Source organism: Nocardiopsis listeri (assembly GCF_020741345.1).
Classification (GTDB): Bacteria; Actinomycetota; Actinomycetes; order Streptosporangiales; family Streptosporangiaceae; genus Nocardiopsis; species Nocardiopsis listeri_A.
In genome coordinates this window covers 1-17,075 of sequence record NZ_DYZD01000474.1, presented here as the reverse complement: position 1 = coordinate 17,075, position 17,075 = coordinate 1, and the positions used below count along the sequence as shown (strand labels likewise).

Here is a 17,075-nt window from a genome sequence, read left to right as displayed (position 1 = left end):
GAAGCAGATCCTGTCGCGCACGTGGCGGGAGGACCGTCTCCCGCTCCGTTCCGACGAGGACCTGTCGGCCCTGAACCTGGACCTGCGACTCGGCACCGAGGCGACCGGGCTGGACACCTGCGCCCGTACCGTGAAGATCGCGTCCGGAGAGGCGCTCCGCTACGACGGGCTGATCGTGGCCACCGGGGTCCGGCCGCGCGCGCTGCCCACCGCGCGCGGCCACTTCCTGCGCACCCTCGACGACGCACTGAACCTGCGGTCCCGGATGGAGCCCGGACGTCACCTCCTGGTGGTCGGCGCGGGGTTCCTCGGCGGCGAGGCCGCCGCAGCGGCACGGGAGATCGGTTGCCGGGTCACCCTGGTCGAACCGGCACCCGTCCCCCTGGCCCACGCCGTGGGCCAGGACGTGGGACGGATGCTCTCGACGCTGCACTCGGAGCACGGCGTGGACCTGCGCACCGGGACCGGGGTGGCGGAGGTGACCGACGACGGGGTGCGGCTGATCGGCGGCGAGGTGATCGAGGCCGACGAGGTGCTGGTCAGCGTGGGATCGGTGCCCAACACGGACTGGCTGGAGGACAGTGGGCTGCGCTTGGACGACGGCCTGGTGTGCGACGAGTACTGTTCGGCCGGCCCGGGGGTGTACGCGGCGGGCGACGTCGCCCGCTGGCACAACCCGCTCTTCGGCGCTTCCATGCGCGTGGAACACCGCACGCACGCGGCCGAACAGGGCATGGCGGCCGCCCGCAACCTGCTCCGCGGCGCCGAGGGGCGACCCTTCGCCCCGGTGCCCTACTTCTGGTCCGACCAGTACGACCTGAGGCTCCAGGCGTACGGATACCTACGCGGTCACGACGAGGTCGCCCTGGTCGAGGGTGCCCTCGACGAGCGTCGGTTCATCGTCGCCTACCGCACCGGTGACCGGCTGTCCGGGGTGGTAGGCGCAGGGGTTCCGCCCAGGACCCTGCGGTCCTGGAGACAGGCCATCGCACGAGGCGCGACCTGGGACGATGGTCCCCCGGCCCCGTCCGAGCCGACGAGAAGGGCGGCCTGAAATGGCGCTGTCCGACGAACCCGAGGTGGTCGTCGTCACCGGGGCCGGTGGCATTGGCGAGGCGGTCGCGCGTCGTCTGGGCAACGGCCGCCGGTCGGTGCTCGCCGACTATTCGCAGGGCCGACTGGACCGGGTCGTGGCCTCCCTCCGGGAGACGGGCCACGACGCCGTGGGCGTCCTCACGGACGTCTCCGACCGGTCCTCGGTGGAAGAGCTCGCCCGTGTGGCCCGGCGGGAGGGCAGGATCGTCTCGGTCGTGCACACCGCCGGTGTCTCCGCGGCCACCGCGACGGTGGAGGCGATCCTGCGCGTGGACCTGGTCGGTACCGCGCACGTCATCGACGCGTTCGAACCCGTGGCCTCGCGCGGAACCTCCCTGGTCTGCGTGGCGAGCATGGCGGGTCACCACGCCTCGCTGAGCCCCGAGGAGGAGCACGCGCTGGCCACCGTTCCCACGGAGGAGCTTCTGTCCCTGGACCCGGTGAAGTCCATCGACGACGGCGTCAGCGCCTACATCGTCGCCAAACGGGCCAATCAGGTTCGTGTCCAGGCGGCGGCCCTGGCGTGGAACCGTCGGGGCGCGAGACTGAACACCATCAGCCCGGGGGTGATCGCCACTCCCATGGCCGCGGCCGAGGCCGAATCCCCCACGGGCGGCCACATGATGGCGATGCTGCAAGCCTGCGGCATCGGTCGCAGCGGCACCCCCGGTGAGGTCGCCGAGGCGGTCGCCTTCCTCGCCGGCCCCGACGCCCGGTACATCACCGGGACGGACCTGCTGGTGGACGGCGGCCAGGCGGCCTGGATCCGCCACCACCGCCCGACCGGGTAGTCGGGGCGGTGGGCCTCCTACTTCGACAGCAGGTAGTCGACGACGTCGGCGGCGGAGAAGTCCGTTCCGGCGCGGCGCAGCAGGTCGGGGAGGAAGTCCAGGTCCTGACCCAGGGTGAGCAGTGGCGGTTCGACGTAGCCGTCGGGGCGGTGCTGTTGCAGGCCCACGTTGGCGGTCAGGGCGTTGCACAGACAGCGACGCCCGTCGGTGTCCTCCTTCGCCCCGCCCTTGCGGACATAGGCGTCGACGGGTTCGGCGGGGCAGCGGTAGCCGATCGCGCCGTTGTCCTTGAGGAACGGTGTGCGCAGGAAACCGAGGTCGCACAGGCGGGTCCGCAAGGCGAACTCTCCCTCGGCCGAGAGGGTGTTCGGCAGTCGTGCCACCTTGAACGGGAAGCCGGTGGGCGAGGCCAGGGGGTCGTTGCGCACCCGGAGGGTTCCGGCCGCGCCTCGGGCCAGGAGCCTCTGCCGAAGACCGGGTGTCAGCCCCGACTCCCTGGCCAGTGCGAAGGCGGTTCCGGCCTGCACACCCATCGCGCCCTCGCCCCTCGCCGCCGCCAGCCCCTGCGGTGTGGCCCGGCCGCCCGCGAGCCAGAAGGGCGCACCGAGTGCGGCGACCTTCGCGATGTCGATTCCGTCGCGCGGGCCGTACACCGGCTCGCCCTCGTCGTTGAGCGGGTTCCGGCGCCGTGGCGGGGCACTGTGGCCACCGGCCCGATGGGTCTCCAGGACGAACCCGTCGGGACGGGTGGCCGAAGAGCGGTGCAGGTACTGAGCGAGCACCGTGGAGGCGATGATCGCCAGGAAACACGGTCGAGCGAGCCTTCGGGGCGCGGGCCCGGCGAGGCCGGTCGGGTCGAAGGCGACGGTGTGCCGTTCCTGCGACCCTTCCACGGCGACCGTCAGTTCGGTGGTCGAATGCGTGCTCAGGGCGTCGAGCAGCCCCGGGATCTCGCCGGGGATCCCCGCGCCCATCAGTACGTGGTCGACCCCCGCCAACATCGCCCCGTAGGCGGAGGGTTGGGTGGCGAGCTGGATCTTCTCCATGTAGTTGACGCCGACGGGCCCGTCGTGGCCCTCCTTGGCCAGCCACACCTCGACGAAGTTGCCCACGACCGTGAGTTCGTCGCGGGACCGGTTCGGGCGCAGTCCGAGCCGGGGCACCGGGCGGAACGGGCGGCCGGCCGGTATCCCGCCGGGGACGAAGTACCGGTCCAGGATCCGGGAGACGGTGTCCTGGTCGGGGAAGTGGGCCAGCGCCCGGCGCGTGTCCCCCTCCGGATCGCCGAGTTGGAGTCGGCGGGCGAGCTGGGCGTCGAGGGCGACCCCCGAGACCACGCCGAGTTGGCCGGTGCGCGCGACGGCGCGGGCGAGCCGCCATCCGGACACCCCGACCCCCATACCGCCCTGGATGACGGCGGGTAGTACGCCGGTGGTGGAACCGGTGGGCATGGTGGACACTCCTGCGGATGGGGACGGGCCGGTCCGACCAGCTTCGAGCAGGCGGGCCCCGGGGCGAAGGGCCCTCCGTCCCCGTCGTCGGCGCGGAAGGTCCCCTCGGAGGAGGTCACATGGACGGGTCGGGGGTCGTGCTCAGCCCTCCCCCGCGGGCTCACGGCGCACGCTCAGCAGGAAGACGCTGTCCTCCAACGCGGTCACGGAGTGGCGTTCGGGCGGGATCGGCACGATCTCCCCACTGGCGAGTTCCCACCCACGCCCCTGCCCGTTCAGCCGTACCCTGCCCGCGAGCACGTGCAGCGTCGCCTCCGGCGGGCTGTCGTGCTCGGCCAGTTCGGAGTCCTTGAGCAGGGCCAACGCGGTCTGGCGCAACAGGGAGTCACGGTCGCCGTACACCGTGGTCGCGGCACGGTGGGCGTGCGCCTCTCGTGCCTTCCCCAGCAGGTCGTCGGCCAGGGACTTCAGGTCGATCGTGCCGTTCGGACGCGCGTGCTCGCTCATCGTGCTCTCTCCTGGGGCACCGTCCCGCGGCGCCCCCGTCGTCACTCTCGGTTGCGGCAGGAGTTTATACAACCGTGGTTGGAAAAAATAGAGTCCACGCCACCGTGCTCACCGACGCCCTCGGGCCCGACCCTCGGTGAACTCCGCGGCCCGCTCCCGCACGAGACCGCGGACGATGAGCGCCGCCGGTGAGGGCCTGCCCTGGGAGCGCTGCACGAGACAGATCCGGACCGGCTCCGCGCCACGGATCGGGATCCAGTGCAGCCCGGGCACGTCACCGGAGGTGTCGAAGCGCGCGAGCACGCCGATCCCCGCCCCGTGACCCACCATCACCTTGAGCGAACGGGCCGACATCGTCTGCACCACGACGTCGGGGGCGGCGATGTTGTCGTGCAACCGCTCCCACATCACGGTCCCGGCGCGCATGGTGACGATGGGCCACGTGGCGAGGTCGCGCCAGGCGAGTTCCTCGCGCCGGGCCAACAGGTGGTCCGTGCGCACCACGACGCCCAGGGGCGCGCACAACAGCGGCGAGCGACGAAGTCCCGCGGCGGCCGGTGCCGCCGGGGCCGAGATCACCCCGAAGTCCAGGTCACCGTGGAGCACACGGCTCTCGATGTCCCCGGATGAGGTCTCGGTGACACCGAAGCGCAGGTCGGTGTGTTCGGCGCGTAGGCGAGCGACCACCGGGGCGATGAGGGTCTCGGCGACCACGGAGATCGCCCCGATCGCCACCCGCCCCTGGTAGGCCCCGCCGGACTCCGCGGCGGCGCGGAGGGCTGCGTCCTCGGCGGCCACCAGGCGCGCGAGGGGGTCGATCATCGCCTGCCCTGCGTCGGTGGGACGCACGCCCTGGCGGCTGCGGGTCAGCAACACCACGTCGAGTTCCTCCTCCAGGAGGGCGACCTGCTCTCCGAGCGTGGGCTGGCTGACCCCACAGCGCGAGGCGGCCGACCGCAGGGAACCGGTTTCGACCGCGGCCAGAAAGTACCGTGCACGCTCGACTCGCATCGCGCCACCGTAACGGGTTCACCTATCACCCGTCGAAGGTGGTTCCGTCTTCCACCCAGGTGCCTCCGAGGACCATGATCGACGCATCTCATCGCATGAACCAGATCACACCCCAGGTGGAAGGAAAACCCTCATGGCCTCCCAGCCGCTCGCCGGGATCACCGTGCTCGACCTGTCCACCATCCTCGCCGGTCCCCTGGCCGCGACACTGCTCGGCGAATTCGGAGCCGAGGTGATCAAGGTCGAGCAGCCGGGCAGCGGCGACCCGGCCCGCCGCTACCCTCCGCTGGACGGCGACACCTCGGCCGGCTGGACGCTGCTCGGACGCGGCAGGCGCAGTGTCACGCTCGACCTGCATCGCTCCGGTGCGGCGGAGATCGTCGGGCGTCTGGCACGTGAGGTCGACGTGGTGGTGACCAACTTCCGCCCCGCGACACTGCGGCGGTTCGGTGTCGACTTCGACGACCTGCGCACCTACCGCCACGACCTCGTCATGGTGCACGTCAGCGCCTTCGGTCGGACGGGACCGTACTCCGACCGCCCCGGTTTCGCCCGGGTCGCCGAGGGGTTCGCCGGTCTGACCCATCGAACGGGGTCCCCCGACGGTCCTCCGACCTTCACCGGCTACCCGGTGGCCGACGGTGTCACGGGGATCTACGCCGCGTTCGCCACGCTGCTGGCCCTACGCCAACGTGACCGGACCGGGGAGGCGCAGCTGGCCGACATCCCGCTGTACGAGCCACTGCTCCGGATGATGGAGGACTTCGTCGTGGACTACAGCGTGACCGGGCACAGCGTGGAACGTCAGGGCAACCGGAACCCCCACATCAGCCCCAACGACATGTACCGCACCCGCGATGAGCGCTGGATCGCCCTGCCGGCCTCCACCGACCGCATGTGGGAGCGGCTCGTCGAGGTGATGCGGGCCCCGGACCTGGCCGTCCACTCCACGATGGCGGCCAGGGTCGAACACCGGGACGAGATCGAGGGGCGGGTGGCCGCGTTCGTCGCCGAGCACGACGCCGTCGAGCTACTGGCCCGGCTGGACGCGGCCGGTATCGCCGCCGGACCCGTCAACTCCGCCGAGCAGGTGTGCACGGACCCGCACATCCGGGAGCGCGGCTCGATCGTCGAGGTCCGGGACGCCCAGGGGCGCGACAGGCTGGTCCAGGCGCCCGCCGGTCGCTTCTCCGGGTTCGAGGGACGCATCGGCCGTCCGGCGCCGGAGTTGGGCGAGCACACCACCGAAGTCCTGCGCGACCTGCTCGGCATGACCGGAAACGAGATCGACGACCTGCGCCACCGCGGCGTCGTCTGAGCGAAAGGGACCTCCCCCCGTGACCATCGCCGACCTCTCCATCCTCGTTCTGCTCCTCCTCTTCGCCGCCACCGCGTTGCGCGGTTTCAACCTCGGACTCGGGGCCTTCGCCGCCGCGTTCCTCGTCGGCACGGCCACGGGGATCCCCTCCGACGAGGTCACGGGGTTCTTCCCCGCCGACTTCTTCATCCTGATCGTCGGTGTGACCGCGCTGTTCACCGTCGCCAAGATCAACGGCACGCTCGACTGGATGCTGGACGGGCTGCTGCGGCTGGTCAGGGGCAGGGCCCTGCTCGTCGCCCTGGTCCCGTTCGTGGCCGGGGCACTCCTGGCGGCCTTCGGGACACTTCCCGCGGCGGCCACGGCGATCGTCGCCCCCATCGCCCTGGGGCTCTCGGCCCGCTACGGACTTCCTCCGTTGATGATGGCCGTCCTGGGCATCATGGGCATCCTCAGCGGCCTGTTGTCGCCCCTGGCCGTGTACGGCGTGACGGCCCACCAGCAGAGCGCCTCCATGGGGCTCGGCATGCCCGATCACGCACCGGTCACCCTCCTGGTCGGTTCCCTGACCGCCGGTGCCGTCGTCTGCGCGGGGGCACTGACGGTGACCCGATTCCTCGGCGCGCCGCCCACGGGCCGGAGCCTGGTGCCGGCCGGCGGCCACACGGGATCCGCCGCCGGTGGTCCGGCCCACGCCGGGCGGGCGCCGGACCGGGCCGAGGCGCCGGCCCTGTCGGTACGTGTGGTCACCCTCACCGGGATGGCCACGGTCCTGGTCCTGTCGGTGGGCTTCGACATGAACATCGGCTACCTGGGCCTCACCGCGGCCTGCCTCCAACTCCTGATCCTGCGTATCGAACCCGCGCCGGCCGTGGCCCGTATGCCGTGGGGCATCGTCCTGCTGATCGGTGGCCTGCTGACCTACATCGGTGTGATGCAGGACCTCGGCGCCTTCGAACGCATCAGCGACCTGCTCACGATCGAGGGTTCGGCGATGCTGACCCTGCTCCTGCTGTGCTACATCGCCGGCATCACCTCGTTCGCCGCGAGCTCGATCGCGGTCTTCGTGACCGCGATGCCCCTGTTGCCCGCCGTCGTGGAGGCCGGGGTCTCCCCCGTCGGTGCCGTGTTGGCCGTGGCCTTGTCCTCGGTGGTCGTCGACATCAACCCACTCGGCATCACGGGCGGTCTGATCCTCGGCGCGGCGCCGGAGGAGACCCGGCCGACCCTGTTCCGTCAGTTGCTGTTGTACGGGTTGGTGTCCGTCGCCGTCGGTCCGCTGATCGTCTGGGCGGTCTTCGGCTGGTGGTGAGCCCCGTCCGTTCAGCATGTGGGCATCGGTTCTTCGACCCGGCGCGCCTCAGAGGGTGCCGGGGCGGCCGACTCGGCGGTGTGACAGCGAAACCACGGAACGGAATCGGCCGGAACATCGCCCGCGAGCACGAGGAAGCACCCCTACGATGGTCGATCCGGAAGTCCTATGCCCGAGCGGGTTCGGCCTCGACCTCCGTACCCTCCTCGGTGGGCAGCAGGGCCCGCAGGCGCCATCCGCCGTCGGGGCAGGGCCCCGCGCTGACCTCACCACCCGCCAAAGCCACCCGCTCCCGCAGACCCGTCAACCCGTACCCACTACGCGGCGCGGGCCGCACCACACCCGGAACCGGACCATTGGCCACCTCCACCTCCAACCGATCCACCCCGAAGTACAACCCCACCCGCACCCGAGCACCCGTCGCGTGCTTGGCCGCGTTGGTCAACGCCTCCTGCACCACCCGAAACCCCGTACGCTGCACCGCCAACGGCAACACACCACCCTCACCACTACGCTCACACACCACCTCCATCCCCGCCCCACGCCACTGCGCCACCAACCCCTCCAAATCCGCCAGCACCGGCTGCGGAGCCGTAGGAGCCGCCTCCCCCTCCTCCTCACGCAACACCCCCAAAATGCCGCGCAACTCCGCCAACGCCTCCCGCCCCGTGGTACGAATCAACCCCGCCGCCCGCTCGGTCCGCTCATCCACAGACGACACCTCCAACCCACCCGCGTGCAACACCATCAAACTCACCCGATGCGCCACCACATCGTGCATCTCCCGAGCGATCCGCGTCCGCTCCGCCGTGATCGCCCGCTCCGCCCGCAAATGCTGCTCACGCTCCAACCGCTCCGCACGCTCCCGCAACCGCTCGATGAGCTCACGCCGCGTACCGATCCACAACCCGGCGATGGTCGGTAGGACCAGGATGGTCATGGCGGTCATGACGAAGGCGAGCACCGCGGTGTTGAACACGCTCGCCACGGCCAGGCAGCCCAGGGCGAACCAACCGGTGAGGATCTTGCGGTCGCTGAAGTACGCCGGGTAGGAGTACAGGCCCACCATCAGCGGAAACGGGTTGCCGTACAGCACCAACAACAGGAGCCCGGTCAACAGCAGCCACTTGGGGGCACTGCGCCGCCACAGCATCGCCACCGAGGCCAGGATCGTGGGGAGCCCGAACACGAGGAACGTCGAGAGCAGGACCCACCACATGCCCGGCAGGGAGTCCATGAGCGCGCCGTACACCCCGAACAGCGCGGAGAGGGCACCCAGTCCGCCGCCGACCCCGGCCAGCATCGCCAGCCCGCTGAAGGGCAGACTGAACAGGGCGAAACACCAGTCGGCGATACGCAGCCGACGGTCCCACCACCACATCCCGTTGTGCCGCGCCAGTTTCGCGGCACGGTCCACCTGGTCTCTCAACGGAGTTCTCACGCGACCGAGTGTAGGTCGACGGTGGTTCGTCGCCGCCGGCCCGGAACGGGCTCCCAGCGCGTCGGTCCGTTCGCCCTTCCGCCGGGTTTCCCCTGTTCATCGACGTTCGAGAACCAGGGTGGTCCGTCGGGCCCGACGCGACCCCCGACGAAAGTAGGGGGGCCGACCCCACTTAGGCGTCCCGGACCCGCTTCGAGTCATGTCTTTGGCCCATATCCGGTTCGGCCCGTGGGCGGAGGTTTCGAGCGCTTTTCGAACCTAGCGTGACGAGCACGCCCGAACACGCCCCCGCCCCCGTCGGCCGCACAGCCCGGCCGCATGATCGCAGGAGTCATCCGTCATGCTCCGCACCACCCTGGCCGGCCTTCGACTGCACAAGGCCCGCTACCTCACCACCGCCCTGGCCATCCTGCTCGGGGTCATGTTCATCTCCGGCACCATGGTCTTCGCCGACACCCTCGAAGCCGGTTACGAAGAGTCCGTGATGGGGTCGACCACCAATGTCGACGCCATCGCCGTGCCCGCCGAGGAGCAGGACGGGGCGGGACCGTTCTTGGAGCCCGAACCCCTCACCGAGGAACACCTGGAACGAATCCGTTCCCTGGACGAGGTCGACGTCGCGGACGGCGTGGTCAACGGCCACACCGTCCTGCTCGACGCCGATGGGCGCGCCGTCGGCGCCGTGCCGCCCATGGGTGTCTCCGTGGGTGAGGCCACCCGTTTCACCGCGAAGAAGGGCACCCTGCCCACCGCCGAGGACGAGGTCGCGCTCGGCACCGCCATCGCCTCCGAGACCGGGTTCACGGTGGGCGACACCGTCACCCTGCTCGACCCCGATCGCCGGGAACGGGAGTTCACCGTCACCGGGCTGGTCAATCTCGGCGTCGACCCCGAGTACGGCTTCGGCGGCGCGGTGGTCATGACCGAGGACGTCGCCCGGCGGATGACCGGGGCCGAGGGCTACGGCGAGATCGACGTCCTGGCCGCCGCGAGCGCCACCGACGAGCAGGTCGCCACGAGCGTCGCTGACCTCTTGGGGGAGGCGGCCGAGGTCCGGACCGGTGTCGCCTACGGGGAGGAGATCGCCGGGCAGGGAGGCGCCCAGAGCGCGATCCTGCGTATCTCCCTGCTGCTGTTCGGCGTGATCGCGATGTTCGTCGCCTCCATCGTCATCTACAACACGTTCGCGATCCTCATCGCCCAGCGTCAGCGTGAGATGGCCCTGCTGCGCTGCGTGGGTGCCAAGCGCGGCCAGGTCTTCCGTTCGGTGCTGACCGAGTCCTTCGTGGTGGGTCTGGTGTCCTCGGCCCTGGGGGTGCTGGCCGGGATCGGCGTGGGCCACCTCGGCGCCTGGATCGGCGGTCCCCTCATGGGCGCCGACGTGGTCGCCTCGGTCGTGATCGCTCCCAACGCGATCCTCGCCGGCCTGCTGGTCGGCACCCTGATGACGGTGTTCTCCGCTTTGGTCCCGGCTCTGCGCGCCACCCGGGTGTCCCCGTTGGCGGCGCTGCGCACGAGCTCCACCGCCGCCGGCCTGGAGAAGGGCACCGGGTGCCTTCGCGCGGGATTCGGTGTGCTGACCTTCGTGGTCTCGGGTGTGATGGTCATCGGGGTCCGGCTCGTCGGGCCGAACCCGATGAACCTGTTCGTCGTGACCGCCGCGGCGCTGCTCGCCTTCCTCGGCGTGGTCGTACTCGGCCCGCTGCTGGTGCGCGGCGTCGTGCGCGTGCTGGGCCTCCCGCTGCGCCGCATGGGTGTACCGAGCAGGCTCGCGGTGGACAACTCCACCCGCAGCCCACGTCGTGCCGCCACCGCCATGATCGCCCTCACCGTGGGCGTCACCCTCATCACCGGTTACTCGGTGGTGAGCGCCTCGGTCGAGTCGACCCTGACCCGATTGCTGGAGGACGGGTTCCCGGAGGACTACCGGATCGAATCACAGTTCTCCCCGGAGACGACGGCCACGGATGACACGTCGTTCATCCCCGACCAGGTGCGCCTGGACCTGATGGAGGAGCCGACCGTCGCGTCGGTGTTCGGTGAACGCCACGGTTACACCGATTCCGACGCCGCCATGGAAGGGACCGACGGGACCATCCCGGTCACCGCCTACAACGGCGCGGAGATGGGCGTGGACCTCACCCCCGAACTGGCGGAGGGCGACCTGGCCGATCTGGGCCCGGGCACCGTGGCCATCTCCGAGGACTTCGCCGGGAGCAGGGGCACGGGCGAAACCATCACCCTGGCCTCCCCCGAAGGCGACCTGGAGTTCGAGATCGTCGCGGTGGCCGAGAGCATGCAGACCGTCTTCGGGGTGGTCGTCACCGTCGAGGAGTACGAACGGATCTTCCCCGAGGGGACCCGTGACTCCCTCCTGATGATCCAGGGCACCCAGGACGCCGACCCCGCCGAACTGCGCGAGGCCGTCTACTCGTCCGTGGACGACCACCCGACTCTGCAGGTCGACTCGGGCGCCGAGATCAGGAACCAGTTCTCCCACATCATCGACACCGCCTTCTACACGATCGCGGCGATGCTGGGGCTGGCCATCGTCATCGCGTTGTTCGGCATCTCCAACACGATGGCGCTGTCGGTGCTGGAACGTACACGTGAGTCCGCGATGCTGCGGGCCTTGGGGCTGACCAAGGCCCAGCTGCGCCGGATGCTCGGTATCGAGGCCGTGCTGCTGAGCCTGATCGGCACCGGGGTGGGCATCGCCCTGGGCGTGACGTTCGGTTGGGCGGCCTGCATCGCGGTGCTGCCCAACCTGCTGCTCAGTGTCCCCGGTGCGCAGATCGCGGTGTTCATCGCGGTGGCGATCCTGGCCGGCCTGCTGGCGGCGGTGCTGCCCGCCCGCCGGGCCGCGGGCACCTCCATCGCCGGTGCGCTCGCGAGCCAATAGCGCCACCGTGTTCGGTTCCGGTCCGATCGGGGGAAGGGGGAGGACATGAGTGGTTCGGTCTCGACACCGTCCTCCGCCGGTCAGGTGGCCTGGGGTACGCCCGCCGCGCGGTGGATGCTGACGGCCACGGTCCTGGCCTCGGGCATGGCGTTCCTGGACTCGACGGTGGTCACCGTGGCGCTGCCCGCAGTCCAACAGGACCTGGGCACCGGGTTGTCCGGTCTGCAGTGGATCGTCAACGGGTACATGGTGACGCTGTCGGCACTGATCCTGCTGAGCGGGTCGCTGTCGGACCGGTTCGGTCGAGTGCGGCTGTTCATGATCGGGGTGGCGGTGTTCGCACTGGCCTCGGCGCTGTGCACGTTCGCTCCGACGTTGGGGTGGTTGATCGCCGGAAGGGTCGCCCAGGGGGTGGGCGGTGCGCTGCTGACCCCGGGGAGCCTGGCCATCCTGCAGGCGGGCTTCCGGGAGGACGACCGGGCACGGGCGATCGGCGCGTGGTCGGGGCTGACGGGTGTGGCCTCGGCGGTGGGTCCGTTCGTGGGCGGGTGGCTGGTCCAGATCGGCGACTGGCGGCTGATCTTCCTCCTCAACCTGCCGCTCGCGGTGGTGGTGCTCGTGATCGCCCACTTCAAGGTGCCCGAAACGCGGGGCGGCTCCGCCGAGGGGGGCCTGGACTACGGAGGCGCCCTGCTGGGCGTGGTGGCGCTGGGCGGCATCACCTACGCGCTGATCCAGTGGGGTGCCGAGGGCGGTACCCCGGCGGTGTGGACCGGCGCGGTCATCGGTGTGCTCGCCCTCGTGGCGTTCCTACTGGTGGAGGCCGGAAAACGCCACCCCATGCTGCCGTTGGACCTGTTCCGGTCGGTGCCGTTCAGCGTGACGAACGCGTCCACGGTGGTGATCTACGCGGCCCTTGGAACTCTGCTGTTCCTGCTGGTCATCTACCTGCAGGAGGTCGCCGGCTACTCGCCGATCGCGGCGGGGGCGGCGTCGCTGCCGCTGACGATCCTGATGCTGACGCTCTCGGCCCGTTCGGGGAAGCTGGCCGCGAAGATCGGTCCGCGCCTCCAACTGGTGGTGGGTCCGCTGCTGTTGGCCGGCGGGCTGGTGTGGCTGTCGCGGATCGGCGAACACGCGCCCTACCTGTCCGAGGTCTTCCCCGGTGTGCTGCTGGTGGCGTTGGGCATGTCCACGACGGTGGCGCCGCTGACGGCGACGGTGCTGGCTTCGGTGCCCGAACGGCACGCCGGGCTTGCGTCGGGTGTGAACAACACTTTCGCGCGCGCGGCACAGCTGATCGGTGTGGCGGCGATCCCGGCGCTGGCGGGGATCGGCGGTAGAGCCGGTGAGGGCGGTGGTTCGGAGGGGGCCACGGGGTTGGCCGAGCACTTCGGCACCGCGATGCTCATCCTTGCCGCGCTGGCGGTGGCCGCGGCGTTGTGCGCACTGGCGTTGCCGCGCGGTCGGATGCCCGAGGCCGAGGAGGCCGCCGCACGAGGGTCGATGCCCGAGGCCGAGTCGGCCGCGGTGGAGGAACTTCCCTACGATCGGCCACTGCGCTTTTGCGGTGTGTCAGGGCCTCCGATGCGGTCCTGCCCCGGGTCCAGTGCGGGTGTGCGCGGGGAGGGGGACTCCCCCGGTTCGACCGATCACTCGTCCTCGTAACCCTCGGGTGGCCGGTCGGTGACGGCATCGGGGTCGGGGACCACGCTCAGTGCCTCCTCCTCCGCGCTGCGCTCACCGCCCCAGCGTTGGCGTGGGACGGCCGTCCCCAGGTGTTCGGCACGGACACCGTCGACGATCCCGGTCCGGCCACGACTGTCTTCGTCGACGAAGTCGTAGTCGAGGATGTTGAACTCGGAGTCGATGACCATGTCGCGTTGGGCGACCTCCGTCGCCTGTGGATCGTCTCCGAGGTCCAGGTTCACGTCATAGGGCTGTTCGGTCACGTGGACCACCTCCTTGACTCAAGTCCTTCCCCGGGGTACCACGCCCATCACCACCCAGAGCACGATCATGCGGGAACGATGCCGGGGCACGTGAAGGCCCCGGCGCCCGTTGCGGGCGTCCGGGGCCGGTGTTCACTCGTCGGGCTCGAACCGGCCGTCCCGAACGGCCGCTCCCTCCCCGGTGTCCTCGACGGCACCGTCGTCGACCACCTGCATGGCCTCTTCCTCGGTGCTCACCGTCTCCCCACCCCAGTTGTCCTTGGGGAGGACATCGCTGCGTTCGTCCCGCACCGCCTCGTCGATGCCCCGGCCGCCGCCGGTGTCGTCATCCTCGAACTCGTACCCCTGGATGTCGTGGTCCGGCTCGACGCGCCGCTCGACCTCGGCGATCTCGCTCTCCTCCGGGTCGTCGCCCATGTCGGTGTCGACGTTGTAGTGCTTGTCGATCATCACGCGTACCTCCTCTCCCTCTCTTCCCTTGGTACCCAAGGGGGTGGAGGAGGCACAGGGATCCACGCGATTCCCGCCACCGAAAACCATGAAGGCACGGGTCGGCGGTATCAGGTGCGGCGTCGGGAGTTCTCGGCACTACGCAGGCGCAGCGGACGCAGGGCCGCCTCCAGGGCCACCGCCCCGTCGAGCTTGCTCTCGCCCACCACCCGGTCCTCGAAGTGGATGGGGACCTCCACGATCTTCTGGCCGCGACGGAACGCCCGGTAGTGCATCTCCACCTGGAAGGCGTAGCCGGTGCTCTCGATGCCGGGCAGGTCCAGGGCGCGAAGGGCCGAGGCGCGCCAGAGCTTGAAGCCCGCGGTGACGTCGCGCACCGGAATGGCCAGCACCGTCTTGACGTAGGCGTTGGCCCAGCCGCTGAGCAGTCGGCGGCGCAGCCCCCAGGCCTCCGACAGGCTGCCGCCGGGCACGTAGCGGCTGCCGATGACCACTCCGGCTTCGGTGGAGTGCAGGGTGCCCAGCAGTTGGGGGACGTACCCGACCGGATGGCTGAGGTCGGCGTCCATCTGCACCACGTAGTCGGCGCCGTCGTCCAGCGCGCGGGTCATGCCCTCCACGTAGGCCCGCCCCAGCCCGTCCTTCTTGGTCCGGTGCACCACGGTGAGTTTGCCGGTCCCATCGCCGCCGAGTTCCGCCGCGAGTTCGTCGGCGATCTCCCCGGTGCCGTCCGGGGAGTTGTCGTCGACCACCACGATGCGCAGTTCGGGCAGGTCCAGGGAGACCAGGCGGGCCACCAGCCTGGGAAGGTTCTCGGCCTCGTCGTAGGTGGGCACGACCACGGTCAGACGAGAGCTGCGCCAGGGCTCGGGGAGCGCTACCGGTGCGGGTGTGACCCGCACCGGCCCGGGCGGGAGGTGCGTCGGTTCGGAGGGCATGCGCGTCGGCTCCTGGCGTCGAGAGGGTCGTGTGCGGACGGTCTTACCGGCGAGTAAGTGTGTACAGGATCACGCATCGCACCTTCACCGCACAAGTCGGCTCGAATCGCAGGCTATGTGTTCTTCCGGAGGAATCGGACGGTCAGGCGTGCTCTCGCGGGGGATCACTGGCCCCTCTCGTCGGCGGCCACCACGACGTGCACCAGGGTCCCGATCTCCTCCAACGTCATGATCACCTCCGGATCGGCGCCCGAATCGGTGACCAGGTGTGCGATGTTCTCCGGCGCCACGGTGGGCATCATGGTCTCGGCGCCGACCTTGGTGTGGTCGGCCAGGACGATGGTCTCCTCCGCGCAGGCCGACAGGGCCCGGTCGATGCCTGCCACGGCCGGGTTGGGGGTGCTCAGTCCCCGTTCGGCGCTGACGCCGTTGCCGGAGAGGAAGGCCCGGTTGACCCGGAGCCCGGCGAGCGCGGTCTCGGCGGCGGCGCCGACCAACGCCCGCATGGGGGCGTGCACCGTGCCACCGGTCATGACGATCTCCACCCCGTTGGCACCGGCCAGGGCGTCGGCCACCCGCAACGAGTTGGTGACCACCGTCAGGTCGCCGTGACCGCGCAGCGCGCGGGCCAGGGCCTCGGCGGTACTTCCCGGACCGATGGTGATGGCGTCGCCCGGACGTGCCAGACGGGCCGCGGCCACGGCGATGGCGGCCTTCTCCGCGGCGCATTGGTCGCTCTTGCCGGTGTAGCTCTGTTCGTGTCCGATCCGGCCGGGCAGGGCGACACCACCGCGACGGCGGTCGAGCAGCCCTTCGGCCTCCATCGCGCGCACGTCACGACGGATCGTGACCTCCGAGGCCCGCACCTTGGTGGCCAGGTCGCGCAGGGACATGCTCCCGTTGGCGCGGACCAGCTCCAGGATGCGTTCTCGACGTTCGGCGCCGAACGTCGGACGGCTCTCCTCGGCCATGTGCACCGGCCCTTCCTCGATCGATCGGTGGTACGCGGCACGATCGCCGCCCCACCGTCGAACTAGAGTACGGACCGGTCGCGCCGTTGCGCGTCCGGGGCCTCCGTCTCCTCCGTCTCGTGCGTTTCCCACTCGGTGGGCTTCTCGGTGAGGAGGGTCACCAGGAAGACGACGGTGAGGGCGACGAGCCCGACAAGGGCTCCCGCACCGAACATCATGACGACAGACATCTGAGCCTCCAAAGGGGGCGGGCCGACCTGCCACTTACCGAATGCCCGTTGCGACTCGGGCTCACACCCCCTATGAACGGGAAGATCGGCCACAATGGAGGACATGACCCTTGGTTCCTCGCCCCTAGAGTCCACGGTGTGGTGGGCCCACACCTCCGCCGCGAGCGACCGTCTGCTCAACCTGTTGGACGAGAGCGAACGCACCCGCAACGCGCGGTTCCGGCTTCAGGCGGACCGGGACCGCCACCTGCTCGGGCGGGCGCTGACCCGTCTGGTGCTCGCCGAACGCGCCGGTTGCGCCCCCGAGGACGTCGCCTTCGACCTGCGCTGCCGTTCGTGTGAGGACAAGGCGCGCACCGGGGCGGGCGGGGAGGACGCCTCCCCGCACGGCAAGCCGGTTCCGGTCGGCGCCGCCGACGGCTGGGAGATCTCGGTGAGCCACTCCGGGGAGTGGGTGGTGCTGGCCCTGGCCGAGGGCGTCCCGGTGGGGGTGGACGTGGAGCGGGTGTCGGACTCGCGTGACCTGGACGGGCTGGCCGCCTTCACACTGGCCGACACCGAACGCCGGGAGTGGGGAACACTGCCCGATGCCGGGAGGGTGGGTGCCTTCTTCGGCTACTGGGCGCGCAAGGAGGCCCTGCTCAAGGCCACCGGACTGGGATTGTCCGGTGGCCTGCGCCGGGTCTCGGTGAGTCCACCGAACAGC

At 70.5% G+C, this 17,075-nt stretch carries 16 protein-coding genes; 7 read left to right on the top strand and 9 right to left on the bottom strand.

All coding sequences use genetic code 11. The annotated features are described in order from the left end of the window. Positions 1–1,054: NAD(P)/FAD-dependent oxidoreductase (locus K8V84_RS25660; protein ID WP_304079498.1), on the top strand; the 1,054-nt coding region annotated here is incomplete at its 5' end. Position 1,055: 1 nt separating this feature from the next. Next, a complete protein-coding gene (locus K8V84_RS25655) occupies positions 1,056–1,886 on the top strand; it encodes an SDR family oxidoreductase (RefSeq protein WP_304079496.1) in 831 nt (276 codons plus the stop codon). A gap of 17 nt (positions 1,887–1,903) precedes the next feature. Here the strand turns inward: K8V84_RS25655 and K8V84_RS25650 are convergent, their stop codons facing one another. The 3 genes from K8V84_RS25650 to K8V84_RS25640 form a co-directional block, all read right to left on the bottom strand. Next, positions 1,904–3,337 carry a nitronate monooxygenase gene (locus K8V84_RS25650; RefSeq protein WP_304079494.1) on the bottom strand — a complete coding sequence of 478 codons (1,434 nt, stop codon included), beginning with the start codon at positions 3,335–3,337 and terminating at the stop codon, positions 1,904–1,906. A gap of 141 nt (positions 3,338–3,478) precedes the next feature. Continuing rightward, entirely contained in the window at positions 3,479–3,844 is a 366-nt protein-coding gene (locus tag K8V84_RS25645; RefSeq protein WP_304079491.1) for a cupin domain-containing protein, read from the bottom strand. A 108-nt stretch (positions 3,845–3,952) separates the two neighbouring features. Then, complete coding sequence (locus tag K8V84_RS25640) at positions 3,953–4,855, bottom strand: LysR family transcriptional regulator (protein WP_304079489.1); 903 nt, start codon at positions 4,853–4,855, stop codon at positions 3,953–3,955. 133 nt (positions 4,856–4,988) lie between these two features. On the opposite strand from K8V84_RS25640, the gene K8V84_RS25635 reads away from it, so the two are divergent. Together K8V84_RS25635 and K8V84_RS25630 are read left to right on the top strand one after the other, a co-directional pair. Further along, positions 4,989–6,173 (top strand): CaiB/BaiF CoA-transferase family protein, encoded by a 1,185-nt coding sequence (locus tag K8V84_RS25635; protein WP_304079486.1) that lies wholly within the window; start codon positions 4,989–4,991, stop codon positions 6,171–6,173. A 19-nt stretch (positions 6,174–6,192) separates the two neighbouring features. Next, positions 6,193–7,485 (top strand): SLC13 family permease, encoded by a 1,293-nt coding sequence (locus K8V84_RS25630; RefSeq protein WP_304079483.1) that lies wholly within the window; start codon positions 6,193–6,195, stop codon positions 7,483–7,485. A 166-nt stretch (positions 7,486–7,651) separates the two neighbouring features. On the opposite strand, the gene K8V84_RS25625 is transcribed toward K8V84_RS25630, so the two are convergent. Continuing rightward, the gene (locus tag K8V84_RS25625) at positions 7,652–8,866 is read right to left on the bottom strand and encodes a sensor histidine kinase (protein WP_304079500.1); all 1,215 of its coding nucleotides are present in this window, start codon (positions 8,864–8,866) and stop codon (positions 7,652–7,654) included. 400 nt (positions 8,867–9,266) lie between these two features. On the opposite strand from K8V84_RS25625, the gene K8V84_RS25620 reads away from it, so the two are divergent. Together K8V84_RS25620 and K8V84_RS25615 are read left to right on the top strand one after the other, a co-directional pair. Further along, on the top strand, positions 9,267–11,828 hold the full coding sequence (locus tag K8V84_RS25620) for an ABC transporter permease (protein WP_304079480.1): 2,562 nt from the start codon (positions 9,267–9,269) through the stop codon (positions 11,826–11,828). A gap of 45 nt (positions 11,829–11,873) precedes the next feature. Further along, positions 11,874–13,496, top strand: coding sequence for an MFS transporter (locus tag K8V84_RS25615; RefSeq protein ID WP_304079479.1), 1,623 nt, complete (start codon positions 11,874–11,876; stop codon positions 13,494–13,496). Here K8V84_RS25615 and K8V84_RS25610 read toward each other — a convergent pair. From K8V84_RS25610 to K8V84_RS25590, 5 genes are all read right to left on the bottom strand, one after another. After that, positions 13,481–13,780 (bottom strand): hypothetical protein, encoded by a 300-nt coding sequence (locus tag K8V84_RS25610; protein ID WP_304079477.1) that lies wholly within the window; start codon positions 13,778–13,780, stop codon positions 13,481–13,483. The genes K8V84_RS25615 and K8V84_RS25610 overlap by 16 nt on opposite strands. A 132-nt stretch (positions 13,781–13,912) precedes the next feature. Continuing rightward, positions 13,913–14,230, bottom strand: coding sequence for a hypothetical protein (locus K8V84_RS25605; RefSeq protein ID WP_304079475.1), 318 nt, complete (start codon positions 14,228–14,230; stop codon positions 13,913–13,915). Positions 14,231–14,340: 110 nt separating this feature from the next. Further along, positions 14,341–15,168 (bottom strand): polyprenol monophosphomannose synthase, encoded by an 828-nt coding sequence (locus K8V84_RS25600; RefSeq protein ID WP_304079473.1) that lies wholly within the window; start codon positions 15,166–15,168, stop codon positions 14,341–14,343. Between the two features lie 164 nt (positions 15,169–15,332). Then, positions 15,333–16,139, bottom strand: a complete 807-nt coding sequence (locus K8V84_RS25595) for a DeoR/GlpR family DNA-binding transcription regulator (protein ID WP_304079472.1) — start codon at positions 16,137–16,139, stop codon at positions 15,333–15,335. A gap of 62 nt (positions 16,140–16,201) precedes the next feature. Beyond that, positions 16,202–16,369, bottom strand: a complete 168-nt coding sequence (locus tag K8V84_RS25590; RefSeq protein ID WP_304079470.1) for a hypothetical protein — start codon at positions 16,367–16,369, stop codon at positions 16,202–16,204. 103 nt (positions 16,370–16,472) lie between these two features. On the opposite strand from K8V84_RS25590, the gene K8V84_RS25585 reads away from it, so the two are divergent. Beyond that, the coding region (locus tag K8V84_RS25585) for a 4'-phosphopantetheinyl transferase superfamily protein (RefSeq protein ID WP_304079469.1) at positions 16,473–17,075 on the top strand (603 nt) is incomplete at its 3' end.